Source organism: Gammaproteobacteria bacterium (assembly GCA_029862005.1).
Lineage (GTDB): Bacteria > Pseudomonadota > Gammaproteobacteria.
Genome location: JAOTYD010000007.1, coordinates 83,428 through 95,226 on the forward strand (window position 1 = coordinate 83,428; position 11,799 = coordinate 95,226).

Genomic DNA, 11,799 nt, shown 5'->3' on the forward strand with positions numbered 1-11,799 from the left:
ACACTCTCAGGTTTGATGAATTTCCGCGTGTTCCGCCTTCGCAATCGCCTGCAATTTGCGCATTTCGGTCATCTCGTTCGCGGTATAAAGCAGGCGTGGAGGCGGAGATTCACCGCGCTGATCTGATTTCCGCAACTCATCTGCGATTGCAAAGAACTCCTGTTGGCTGATATCGCGACCGCCGAGTCCGCCAATGTAGCTCGCCAGCAGGGGTGCATTCCTGGTACCGTAAAGCGCGGTCGCGAATTCACTGTGTAGTACACCTCCCATACCCATCGATATATTTTGATCGATGATGGCCACGGCAAGACAGCCCTGTAACTGTTGCCTGATCTGCAATTGCGGGAACGGACGAAACAGTCGCGGACGCAGCAAGCCGATCTTCCATCCAGCGCCGCGCAGGCTGTCAACTGCATCGCGTGCCTTGGTCGAGAATGATCCCACCAAAACAAACGCATATTCGGCGTCGTCCATCCGGTAGCAGTCGAGTATGTCGTGACGCCGTCCAAAAACTTCGGCGAATTCGTCCGCAATCTCGTCGTAAACTGTCAGGGCCTGTTGCACCGCCAGGTGGGCTTCGTAGCGAAAATATGAATAGGGTCCACCACCGAGCACGGCCATGGCCTGGCTCAACGGTGACTTCCCTTTGAATTGCAAGTTTTCCGGATCGTATTCCCCAACGAATGACTTCGCCTTCGACGCATCGGCCAGATCGACCGGTTCACGCGTAAAGGAAAGATAGAAGCCGTCAAGATTGACGATCGCGGGCATGCGCACGTCCGGATGTTCGGCCAGGCGGTAAGCAATCAGGATACTATCGACAATTTCCTGGCAAGTGGCGCAATGTATCTGCAGAAAGCCGCTATCGCGGGCAGCCATAATGTCATTATGGTCTGATTCGAGCGTAATCGGAGATGCCAGTCCGCGAGAGACATTGACCATGACAAACGGGGTACGCCAGCCCGCGACGGTATACACCATCTCCATGCCGTAGAGTAATCCCTGGCTAGACGTCGCGGTAAATGCGCGCACCCCCGTCGATGCCGCGCTGCCAGCCGCAGTAATCATCGAATGCTCGGATTCAAGTGTTACCAGCCTGGCATCCAGTTCACCCCGATCTATCCAAGCGGCCAGATCCTCGATAATTTCGGTCTGTGGTGTAATCGGGAATGCCGGGATGTAATCGACCTGTGCGAGTCGAGCTCCCCAGGCCGCGGCGCTGTTACCGGTTAACAGTTTACGTGTCATGTTGTCGCTCCGTTTTCCTGCTCGCGCGCAACGTGTTCTGCTATCGATTCGATCGCATGAGGCGGACATTGTGCGACGCAAACAAGGCAGCCCTTGCAATGGTCATAATCGATTTCGGGGTAACCGTCCGTGCGCACATTAATCGCACCATCAGGACAGTAAGTGCTGCAAATCCACGCACAACCGTTGCATTTTGGGTAATTAATAACCGGCCGCATGGTTCGCCACAGGCCGGTCCGAACCTGGACGCTGGTTGCGCCAGCATGTATGGCAAGATTAGAAATCTCGGCATTTTCAAAAGGAAAGTCGATCCAGTCAGGTTTGACGAAATCCTTGGCCGATGGCAGGCCGCTTTGTTCGACGAGACCCGCATGGCAGGTCATTTCATCAAAAACCCTGCCAGCGATATCGAGATTCTGGTCGATGACATCCTGATTCAGGTGACCAAGTTCTTCAGCGATCGCTGCCAGCAGGATTTTACAAGGTACGGCATTTGTCAGAGCAGCGGCCGCGGCGGCACAGCGGCTACCGATGTAGGGCAGTGCGGCACGATCCTCGACTTCTTCCTGTGCCGTGAGAATCAAGATCCGGGCATCGGTATTTAACCTTTGCTGCCAGGTTTCGACACTTTCACGGGTATTAATCAAGAGTACGGTATGTCTGTCCATGCCCTGGGTGACCCCGGCTGCGGGCATGCCGACCAAGGTGTCATCGGCAACGATCACCAGGTCCGGATGGCCGATTATGCCGCGCTCGTTGATGGTGGTTTTAGCGGCCCGCACATAGGCAAAAATCGGGGCGCCACGTCTTTCCGCGCCATAGCGTGGTGCATCTTGCACTTCGTAACCAGCGCTGAAGAATGCAGTGCCGAGAATTCGGCTTGCAGTCTTCATTCCCTGCCCACCGCGACCATGAAATCGAATACGGAACATGGTTTCTGGTCTCTTTAAAATATATGCCAGCGGCGATAACTCATTGCTTGCGCCACTCGCCGGCGTGCCATCGCTAAAGCCGCATCACGCGGCAGGATCTGTTCCCGGTTTGCGGTTTCCAGCACCTCGCGCGTATTACGACGCAGTTTCTCCTCGATTGCGGTGAACGCTGCTGCTTCACCGGCGCCCTGGTACTCGGTCGCGGCACAGATCACGCCACCTGCATTAGCAATGAAATCAGGTATATTTAAGACGCCCTTTTGATGCAGGATTTTTTCCGCCGCGTAGGTGATCGGTATGTTGGCACCCTGAGCTATCATCCTGGCGTTAAGCCGATCTACATTGCCCTCGTGAATGACATCGGGCCGGGCCGCCGGAATCCAGATTTCGCATTCGATATCGATAATCGCATCGCCATCCAGTTTCTCGCCCGCGTCGTGCTCGGTAACACTGCGGCCAGCAGCCTTTAAATCGATGAGGGCGTCAACATCGAGGCCGTCGGGATCGTGTATGGTGCCAGCAGTATCCGAAACGGCGACCACGATCGCGCCTTGCTTGCACAGAAATCTGGCCGCATGTTTGCCGACCGCGCCGAAACCCTGCACTACAGTGCGCGCCCCCTTGATGTCGAAGTCGCAGAACTCCCGTGCAACGTCGACCGCGTGACTCAACCCAAAACCGGTTGCCCCGATTTCATCGAGCGGGATACCACCAAGCTCACGGGGCAAGCCGACAACGCGGCCGATTTCGTCCTTGACCCAGCCCATGCATTCTTCATCGGTGCCCATGTCGGGCGCAAAAATATACTGTTCCACCTCTTGCAGTGCAGAGCAGAATCCTCGAATCAGGATTTCTTTTTGTACCCGTGGCATTTTCGGGTCACCGACCAGGACTGCTTTACCACCGCCGTGCTGCAGATCTGCCGCGGCATTCTTAAAAGTCATCGCGCGCGCCAGTCTTGCGCATTCCTCGGTGGTAGCGTCGACCGCCATGCGCACGCCACCGACCGAAGGCCCCCTGGCAACATTATCGACTACCAGTACACCTTTCAGGCCAGAACCGGGCTCATGCACATGGATTACTTTTAAGGGACCAAGATCGTCAGCCAGCTTAAAAATGTCGTTCATCTGCATTCTCTATTAAATCGCTTATATTCATTCTGTACGCAATATATTTAATAACGTTGACACCGATCAATGTTGCGAGCTTCGGCATCGCTAATAGTGGCTGAAATATAGTTTGATACCAAATAGGGGAATGCCATGGGAAGCGATTCAAAGGCACTTGCGAGCGAGGTAGTAGGTGCATTTCAGGCATTGCTGGAAAGCGATGCACGAGAAGTGATTGGTGAAGATCATTTTAAGGCGCTGCACGGGATGATACGGGAGGCGATCGCCGAGCAATCGGAAGCGATAATCGAGCGTCTGGAGCGTAATCTGAGTCAGATTAAGTCAGAGATGGTAGAAAGGCGCCCGCTCGAATTATAGACGGGTGACGGTCCGAACCTCATGAACCTATTCACAGCGCGACAGGACAAGAAACTTGTCTTCATCATCTGTCAGGTAAAGGTCTTTTCCCTCGTTCTTGAAATTGGCCTGGTATCGACGCGGATCGGCCTCCGTCCTGGCCAGGATCATCGTGTTTAAACTTTCAAGCTGCCATTTTCCGTAATCACGGTACAACCAGCCTGATTCCGCATTCTGCCAGCTTCCTCCATTACTGAAACGCCAGTAATGCGGGGATAGATTGGAAAGTGCGCTATGCCCGGCATCCTTGTTCGCTTGCGAAGTAAGGTCTCGATTGGTACACCAGTCACCGATCACATATTCCGGCTTCAACTGATCACCCGGCCCGGTATCAGGGGCCATAACAAGTGCCTGCTTGTTGGCACAGGCACCGACGAGCAGCCCAAGCGCGACGATGGCGATAATGTTTTTGATTTTCACGACAAAGCCACGGTTATAGCAGATTGGCGATTTTTAACTGCTGTTTGCTGATCGCATCGTAGGGTTCATTTCGGGTCCGGTCATGCACCTGCATGCGATAATGGACGAACGATTCCGCATCTTCATAGTGCATGAACGGATTGCCTTCGAGCTGGTCGGCGAGGGTCGAGGTTTTGGATACCGAGTAATTATGTCCAGGATGGATCAGCATATCCTGCGGCAGGCGTTCCTTCATGTTTTTGAGAGTGATGAACATGTCTTCCGGGCTACCACCGCTCATGTCACAGCGGCCGCAGCCAAATACAAACAGCGTGTCGCCGGTAATGATTTCATTGCCCAGCTGGTAGCAGGCGGAGCCTGGCGTATGTCCCGGTGTATGCAGGATCTTGATCGTGGTTTCGCCCAGCGTCAGTTCGTCGCCGCCATGGTGCAGGCTGGGCTTGTCCAGTTCGTGCTGCCAGAATTCGTACTCGGGCTTGAGCAAATGCACCTCGGCACTCGCGTGATTGAGCAGTTCCTCGATACCATTGATGTGATCATTGTGGCTATGGGTTAACAAAATATCGGTAATATTGAGATCATGCTGATTTGCCTTGGCGACGATCTTGCCGACTTCCCATGCGGGATCAACCACTGCACATCGACGGCTGGCAACATCCTCGACCAGGTAAACGAAATTTTCCATCGGGCCCAATTCCATCGCGTGCACTTTGAATCCAGGATCTGACATGATTTCCCTCCATTTTCGAAGCTTGCATTATACGCTTATGCTGGATTTTTGTGCGAATTCTAAAGACAATACCCACCTTTTTCGAGGCCCGGGATCCGCGGCCAGACGGCAACAGGAAAGACATGAGCAAAACAACGGTAAACAAAGTAGTGCTGGCCTATTCGGGCGGCCTGGATACCTCGGTTATTCTTAAATGGCTGGAAGACCAGTACGAGTGTGAGGTCGTTACCTTCACCGCGGATATCGGCCAGGGTGAAGAGCTTGAGCCGGCGCGCATCAAGGCGGAAAAGTACGGGGTCAAGGAAATCTACATCGAAGATCTGCAGGAAGAATTCGTGCGTGATTTCGTCTACCCGATGTTTCGCGCCAACACGGTCTATGAAGGCGAGTACCTGCTGGGTACCTCGATTGCACGTCCGCTGATTGCCAAGCGCCTGGTCGAGATTGCCGCCGAAACCGGTGCCGATGCGGTGTCGCACGGCGCCACCGGCAAGGGTAATGACCAGGTCCGGTTCGAGCTCGGTGCCTATGCTCTCAGCCCCGATATTCGCGTCATTGCACCCTGGCGTGAATGGGATTTGAATTCACGCGAGAGCCTGCTGGCCTATGCCGATGCGGCGGGGATCGCAATCGAAAAGAAACAGGGCGGCAGGTCCCCGTATTCAATGGATGCTAACCTGCTGCATATTTCCTACGAGGGTGGAGAGCTGGAAGATCCCTGGTACGAGGCGCGGGATGACATGTGGCAACGTTCGGTATCTCCGGAAAACGCGCCGGACAAACCGACCTACCTGGAGCTGGGTTTTGAAAATGGTGATATCGTGTCGATTGACGGGGAGCGTTTAACTCCTGCCCAGGCATTAACCCGTTTGAACCGGGAGGGTGGAGCACATGGTATCGGACGTCTGGATATCGTCGAAAACCGTTACGTCGGCATGAAGTCACGCGGCTGCTACGAAACGCCCGGAGGCAGTATCATGCTCAAGGCCCACCGCGGAATCGAGTCGATTACGCTTGATCGCGAGGTCGCGCATTTAAAGGATGAGCTAATGCCCAGGTATGCCCACCTGATTTACAACGGCTACTGGTGGAGTCCGGAGCGCAAGATGCTGCAACAGATGATTGATGCGTCTCAGCACACGGTAAACGGTGAAGTCAGGGTCAAGCTGTTCAAGGGTTCTGTCAACGTGGTCGGTCGTAAATCCGCAACCAACAGCCTGTTTGATGAAGCGATCGTAACCTTCGAAGACGACCGTGGCGCCTACGATCAAAAAGACGCCGAGGGCTTCATCAAGTTAAACGCGCTGCGGATGCGTATCGCCGGAAACAGATGAACCCGGCACTGCACCGGATACTGCTGGGTTGCCTGCTGCTTTGCAATCTTGTGGCCTGCTCGTCTTCGGACGACGAACAGGTTGCGAAGGACCAGAAATACTATTTCCTTGAATCCCTTAAGCAGGTTGAGGCGGGCGGCAGGCAGTTGCAGTCCTCTGCGCTGCAGCAGGCCGAACTCGAGCAGGCACTGGCGATGCTTGACCAGGGTTTGAAACTGGCGTTCCAGGTCGAACGCAAGTTTCTCGATGATCTGGACCTGCGCCTCGGGAAAAACTTTGAACGTTATTTCATCAAGGGTGTTGAAAATTACCGGGTCGGGATCGAAGCCGGCGACGAAGTACAGCAACGCCGGGGCCTGCAGTTACTGGCGCGGTGGGGCGAATTCTGGAATAGCGAGCGCCAGGCAATCGAGGCAAGGTTGAATCCCGGCTAGCATGACGAAACCGGTACGACTGATTGTTTGCGTCAACCGGCGTCTTGGCACTGGCCAGCGTTCTTGCGTGGGGAGTGGCAGCCTTGGCCTGATCCAGAGCATCGAGGCCATGATCGCTGACGAGGGTCTCGAGGTTCCGATTGTCCGGCGCGAATGCCTGGGCCGCTGTGAGCAGGGTCCGACCATGCGAATTGCCCCGGCAGGACCTTTTTTTACCGAGATTGACGAACCGAAGCTGCCACTTATCATTGCACAACTGAAAGCCTTCATCGAGGTTCAAGATGGATCAGGTTCGTAGCGTAACCGGCTTTGTGTCAGGTCGGGTGCAGGGCGTGGGTTTCCGTTACTTCGTGATGCGCCATGCACAGGCTGAAAACCTTGGCGGCTTCGTGCGCAACCTGGACGATGGTCGGGTCCAGTTTCTGCTGCAGGGCGAAGCCGGTGCGGTGGCTAAGGTAATCGAGAAGATACGGATCGGCCCAGCCCATGCGCGGGTAAGTGACCTGGTGGTCGAACACACGGATAAGACGCCGCTGACAAACGGTTTCGTTATTCGATAATTACCCGAAACCCGGCTGCCCTGTGCCCGGCACCAGATGGCCGGTTCTACTCATGTTGAAGACGGGCCTGCACGCTGGCGGACCCCTGTTCATCGACCTCGACAATAAAATCGATAGGACGGCAACAGACCTCGCAATCCTCGATATATTCCTGGTTTTCGATCGAACCATCGACGAGCAGGGTAATTTCCTCCCAGCAGTAGGGACACTGCGATGCCACCTCAATGATCTGGTTGATCATTCCTCGGGAAGAATACGCATGATGCGGCCACTATCGGTGGAGAAGTAAATCCAGCCTTCGGGACTGATAGCGAGGGCGCGGATGCGTTCGCCGAGATCTTCGAGTATCCGCTCCTCTTCGATGGCCTGACCTGATTCGGAGAGTTTTATCCGGTTCAAGTGCCGTAGCTTGAGCGCGCCCGTAAACAGGTCCCCGCGCCACTCCGGAAACGCATCCCCACGGTAAACAACCAGGCTGCCAGGCGCGATCGAAGGAATGTATACCTTTCGCGGCTGCTCCATGCCGGGCTTACTGGTGCCTTCGCCTACCGCAACCGGCCCCCAGTATTCCTTGCCGTGGCTGATAACAGGCCAACCATAATTACGAGCTTTTTCCACCAGATTGATTTCATCACCACCACGGGGTCCGTGCTCGATCTCCCATAAGCTCGAGGTCTGCGTATCAAAAACCAGTCCCTGGGGATTGCGATGACCGAAACTCCAGACTTCCGCACGCGTGCCCGGATTGGCAAAGAAGGGATTGTCGGCTGGAACACTGCCGTCGAGGTTCAGTCGCATGATCCCGCCAATATGATTGCTCAGGTCCTGGGCGAGGGGGCGCTTACCGCGGTCGCCAACGCCAAAGAATACGTGCCCGCTGTCGTCAAACGTGATGCGACTGCCGAAGTGCCTTCTGCTGTCAGTTGCAGAATCGGTGACCAGCAAATCCTGCCAGTCAACCAGGCGGTTTTGATCAAGACGTGCGCGTGCCAGCGTGGTCGCCGCTTCGCCTTTCGAAGGCTTACTGTAGGTAAAATATATCCAGCCATCGTCGACGTAATTGGGCCCGACCGCAACATCAAGCAGGCCTCCCTGGCCTTCGGCGACGACCTCGGGGGCACCCCCGATTTCGACGACGCCGAGTTTTTTGATATCAAGCAGGCGTACGCGGCCGGCGCGTTCGGTCACCAGGATCTGCTGTGGGGACAGGAAAGCCATTCCCCAGGGAACGCCCAGGCCATCAACCAGCTCTTCGACAAGAATTCCGGGATAGCCTTGCTCAATCTCGCGAGGCTGCTGCGCTGCCAGCGGTGCTGTCGCGATACAGGCGAGTACCAGCAACAGGCCGCGGTTAAATGATCGGGTAAATGTAAACATGACTTTACAGTACAAAAGCTGCACGCATAATACCAGAGCGACGTGAAAGCCTGAACTCCTCGCAATATGATGATGCCGATTGCCGATGCAAATAAATGAGTCACCTGTAACCTCCGACCTGGTGCTGATCGGGGGAGGGCACAGCCATTTGTTCGTGCTCAAGCACCTGGCGATGAATCCACAGCCCGGGTTACGCATTACCCTGGTGACGCGTGATCTGCACACGCCTTACTCGGGCATGTTGCCGGGATTTATCGCCGGACACTACCAGTTCGACGAGGTGCACATCGATCTGTTACCGCTGGCAAGATTCGCCGGCGCGCGCGTTATTCATGCCGAGGTAACCGCTATCGATGCCGACTGCAAGCAAGTGGCGATTGCGGGACGTCCGCCCCTCGAATATGACATATTGTCGATCAACACCGGCTCCACGCCCACCAGCCCCCTCGGTGAAGATCTGGAGGACGACCAGTTTGCCGTGAAGCCGGTCGATCGATTTCTTGAATCCTGGCATCGACTCGAGCAACGACTGCTGGCAAGTGACAGGGATCTGCAGCTGGCTGTGATCGGCGGCGGCGCGGGTGGCGTCGAGTTAGCCCTGTCATTACAGTATCGTGCAGCGCAGGTGACGCAGTCCCGGGCAGGGCTTCAGCTGTCCATCGTTACCGATCGCGACCGGTTACTGCCAGGTCACAATCCGCGGGTGCGGGAACTGTTTACGGCAATTCTGCAGGCACGTTCGATCCAGGTGTACTACCAGCATTCGGTAACGCATTTTCACGAACGCTGCCTGCAAGGAAACTTCAGTACCCCGATCGTTGCCGATGTGGCGATCTGGGCGACGCACGCAAGCCCCGCTACCTGGTTGAGCGATTCTGGCCTGGAATGCGACGAGCGCGGTTTTATCGCGGTCAATCCCTGTCTGCAGAGCCTCTCGCATGAAGATGTCTTCGCTGCTGGCGACGTGGCCTCGGTCGCCGACTACCCAAGGCCGAAATCTGGCGTGTTTGCCGTTCGCCAGAGCGTCCCGCTGGCGCACAACCTGGTTCTCAGACACCAGCGACGGCCCCTCAAACCATTCAGACCACAAGCCCAGTACCTGTCCCTAATTTCAACTGGGGATCGTTTCGCGGTGGCCAGTCGCGGTTCCTGGGCATTTAGCGGCAAGTGGTGCTGGTGGCTCAAGGACCGTATCGATCGTCAGTTTATCCGACGCTTTAGCGAGCTACCCGATATGCCTGGGAGCGACGAAGCCAGCGCGGAAATCGCGCCGATGCGCTGCGGTGGCTGCGGCTCCAAGGTCGGCAGTGAGATTCTGCAGCAGGTGCTTGATAAGATAAGCCGTAAATATGAAACCGGGTTCGCTGACGGCCTCCAACATCCCGATGACGCCGCACTGATAAAAGTTCCACAGGGACAGGAACTGGTTCAGTCAATCGATCATTTTCGCAGCTTCATAGATGATCCCTATCTGTTCGGTAGAATAGCAGCCAACCACGCCCTCGGGGATCTGCACGCCATGGGTGTGAATGCAGACAGCGCCCTGGTGATTGCAAATGTTGTCTACGGCAGCGAGGCCAAGCAATCCCAGGACCTGTACCAGTTGATGTCGGGTGTCGCAGAAACCCTGCAGCAAAACAACACGCGCCTGGCTGGTGGCCATAGTGGCGAGGCCAGCCAGATGAGCTGCGGTCTCAGCGTTAACGGTTTTGCGAGGCCCGAGGACTTGCTCCTGAAATCGGGTATGCGGCCCGGCGATCAACTGATTTTAACCAAGCCGCTCGGGAGTGGCATATTGTTCGCAGCAGATATGCGCGGCAAAGCCCGGGGTAGCTGGGTCGATGTCGCCATCGAGCAGTTACTGGTTTCCAGCCGGGATGCAGCCAGTTGCCTGCGACAGTTTCGGGCAAGCGCCTGTACCGATGTTACCGGTTTCGGCTTTGCCGGACACCTGTTCGAACTGGCGCGCAACTCGACTTGTGCAGTCGAGATATACATCGATCGGATACCGCTGCTTCCCGGTGCAGCGAATCTCGCGCGTCATGGTATCGCCAGTTCACTGCAGCCACAGAACATCCGGATTCGACACAGTATCCGGGACAGCGCCAATCTCGCCGCACACGCCAGTTATCCGGTGCTATATGACCCGCAAACTGCGGGGGGGCTGCTCGCAAGTGTTGCCGGAGCGCAGGCAGATGAATGCTTAATGCAGCTTAAAAACCAGGGTTATAACCATGCTGAGGTTGTTGGACGTGTGATCGAAAGAACCGAATCGAACTCTATTCTCAACCTGGTCAATTCCTGAGTTCTAGCAATCCCGACTCCAGGATAACCTGCGCGCAGGAAGCCTCGCCATGTGGCGCCATCAAGTGGGCGCCCGCGCAGCCCTCGATTTCAGAGAAACCCTGCAGCAGCTCGGCACAGATAGCGCGTCCCTCGGTTTTTTGATCATCGGCACCCTCGAGACGCTCGATGATTGCATCCGGAACATGCACGCCGAACAGGTTGTCGTTCATCCAGCGCGCCGACCTGGCCGATGCCAATGGACCGATGCCGATCAGGAAATGCGCCTGCTCGGTAAATCCGCCATCCACCAGGGCCCGGCAATAACGCTTGACCTTGTCGAGTTCAAAACAATACTGGGTCTGAAAAAACTGGGTACCGTTATCGATCTTGGCCTGCAGCCTTGCAGCGGGCCAGTTTTCGCCCGGCTCTGCCGGCATCTCCGCGGCCCCGAGAAAAATAGCAGGTGCGGGATCGATTTCACGTCCCGACGGATAGGTACCGGAATCGCGCATATCACGCATCTGGCGCATCAGTTCGCCGCTGTCAATCTCGAATACCTCGGCGGCCTCGGGCTGGTCTCCGGCCGACATCTTGTCGCCGGTCAGGCATAAGAAGTTGTGTATTCCAAGGGCTGCAGCGCCCAGAACATCACCCTGCAAAGCGAGACGGTTGCGATCGCGTGTGGTTTGTTGAAGTACCGGTTCGATACCTTCGCGCGCCATAATCGCTGCCGCCGCCAACGCGGACATATGTACCCGGGCACTGGCGCCATCCGTCACGTTTACCGCGTCTGCCAGATCTTTGAGACATTTCACGCGATCGAGAACTAACTGCGCTGAGGCAGAATCCGGAGGTGAGGTTTCTGCGGTCATCGCGAACTGGCCGTCGGCCAATACCTGGGCCAGTTTACTCGGGACTGTTTCTGTCATAACGCTTATTCCGGGGAGATGAT

Annotated in this window: 14 protein-coding genes; 6 read left to right on the forward strand and 8 right to left on the reverse strand. The window is 55.9% G+C overall.

Features of this window, described 5'->3' with window-relative positions:
• Positions 1 to 6: 6 nt before the first annotated feature.
• From OES20_07025 to OES20_07035, 3 genes are read right to left on the reverse strand one after another with little or no spacing between them, the layout of a single operon-like run.
• Positions 7 to 1,248 (reverse strand): pyruvate synthase, encoded by a 1,242-nt coding sequence (locus tag OES20_07025; GenBank protein MDH3634442.1) that lies wholly within the window; start codon positions 1,246 to 1,248, stop codon positions 7 to 9.
• Positions 1,245 to 2,180: a 2-oxoacid:acceptor oxidoreductase family protein gene (locus tag OES20_07030; protein ID MDH3634443.1), complete on the reverse strand. Its 936-nt coding sequence runs from the start codon at positions 2,178 to 2,180 to the stop codon at positions 1,245 to 1,247. Before OES20_07030 ends, OES20_07025 begins: the two co-directional genes overlap by 4 nt.
• Positions 2,181 to 2,194: 14 nt before the next feature.
• On the reverse strand, positions 2,195 to 3,307 hold the full coding sequence (locus OES20_07035) for a Glu/Leu/Phe/Val dehydrogenase (GenBank protein MDH3634444.1): 1,113 nt from the start codon (positions 3,305 to 3,307) through the stop codon (positions 2,195 to 2,197).
• Between the two features lie 135 nt (positions 3,308 to 3,442).
• On the opposite strand from OES20_07035, the gene OES20_07040 reads away from it, so the two are divergent.
• On the forward strand, positions 3,443 to 3,667 hold the full coding sequence (locus tag OES20_07040; GenBank protein MDH3634445.1) for a hypothetical protein: 225 nt from the start codon (positions 3,443 to 3,445) through the stop codon (positions 3,665 to 3,667).
• Between the two features lie 27 nt (positions 3,668 to 3,694).
• Here the strand turns inward: OES20_07040 and OES20_07045 are convergent, their stop codons facing one another.
• Both OES20_07045 and OES20_07050 read right to left on the reverse strand, forming a co-directional pair.
• Positions 3,695 to 4,126, reverse strand: coding sequence for a hypothetical protein (locus OES20_07045; GenBank protein MDH3634446.1), 432 nt, complete (start codon positions 4,124 to 4,126; stop codon positions 3,695 to 3,697).
• A 13-nt stretch (positions 4,127 to 4,139) separates the two neighbouring features.
• Positions 4,140 to 4,856, reverse strand: coding sequence for an MBL fold metallo-hydrolase (locus OES20_07050; protein MDH3634447.1), 717 nt, complete (start codon positions 4,854 to 4,856; stop codon positions 4,140 to 4,142).
• A gap of 122 nt (positions 4,857 to 4,978) precedes the next feature.
• Between OES20_07050 and OES20_07055 the strand changes: the two genes are divergently transcribed.
• Genes OES20_07055 through OES20_07070 form a run of 4 tightly spaced genes read left to right on the forward strand, consistent with a single transcriptional unit; the run spans position 4,979 to position 7,184 of the window.
• Positions 4,979 to 6,190 (forward strand): argininosuccinate synthase, encoded by a 1,212-nt coding sequence (locus OES20_07055; GenBank protein MDH3634448.1) that lies wholly within the window; start codon positions 4,979 to 4,981, stop codon positions 6,188 to 6,190.
• Positions 6,187 to 6,624, forward strand: a complete 438-nt coding sequence (locus tag OES20_07060) for a hypothetical protein (GenBank protein ID MDH3634449.1) — start codon at positions 6,187 to 6,189, stop codon at positions 6,622 to 6,624. The genes OES20_07055 and OES20_07060 overlap by 4 nt, the downstream gene beginning before the upstream one ends.
• Before the next feature lies 1 nt (position 6,625).
• Positions 6,626 to 6,922 carry a (2Fe-2S) ferredoxin domain-containing protein gene (locus OES20_07065; GenBank protein MDH3634450.1) on the forward strand — a complete coding sequence of 99 codons (297 nt, stop codon included), beginning with the start codon at positions 6,626 to 6,628 and terminating at the stop codon, positions 6,920 to 6,922.
• On the forward strand, positions 6,906 to 7,184 hold the full coding sequence (locus OES20_07070) for an acylphosphatase (GenBank protein ID MDH3634451.1): 279 nt from the start codon (positions 6,906 to 6,908) through the stop codon (positions 7,182 to 7,184). Before OES20_07065 ends, OES20_07070 begins: the two co-directional genes overlap by 17 nt.
• Before the next feature lie 46 nt (positions 7,185 to 7,230).
• On the opposite strand, the gene OES20_07075 is transcribed toward OES20_07070, so the two are convergent.
• Both OES20_07075 and OES20_07080 read right to left on the reverse strand, forming a co-directional pair.
• Complete coding sequence (locus tag OES20_07075) at positions 7,231 to 7,425, reverse strand: CPXCG motif-containing cysteine-rich protein (protein ID MDH3634452.1); 195 nt, start codon at positions 7,423 to 7,425, stop codon at positions 7,231 to 7,233.
• Positions 7,422 to 8,585 (reverse strand): PQQ-dependent sugar dehydrogenase, encoded by a 1,164-nt coding sequence (locus OES20_07080; GenBank protein MDH3634453.1) that lies wholly within the window; start codon positions 8,583 to 8,585, stop codon positions 7,422 to 7,424. The genes OES20_07075 and OES20_07080 overlap by 4 nt, the downstream gene beginning before the upstream one ends.
• 61 nt (positions 8,586 to 8,646) lie before the next feature.
• Between OES20_07080 and selD the strand changes: the two genes are divergently transcribed.
• A complete protein-coding gene (gene selD, locus OES20_07085; protein MDH3634454.1) occupies positions 8,647 to 10,866 on the forward strand; it encodes a selenide, water dikinase SelD in 2,220 nt (739 codons plus the stop codon).
• On the opposite strand, the gene OES20_07090 is transcribed toward selD, so the two are convergent.
• Positions 10,856 to 11,776, reverse strand: a complete 921-nt coding sequence (locus OES20_07090; protein MDH3634455.1) for a methylenetetrahydrofolate reductase — start codon at positions 11,774 to 11,776, stop codon at positions 10,856 to 10,858. The genes selD and OES20_07090 overlap by 11 nt on opposite strands.
• Positions 11,777 to 11,799 lie beyond the last annotated feature (23 nt).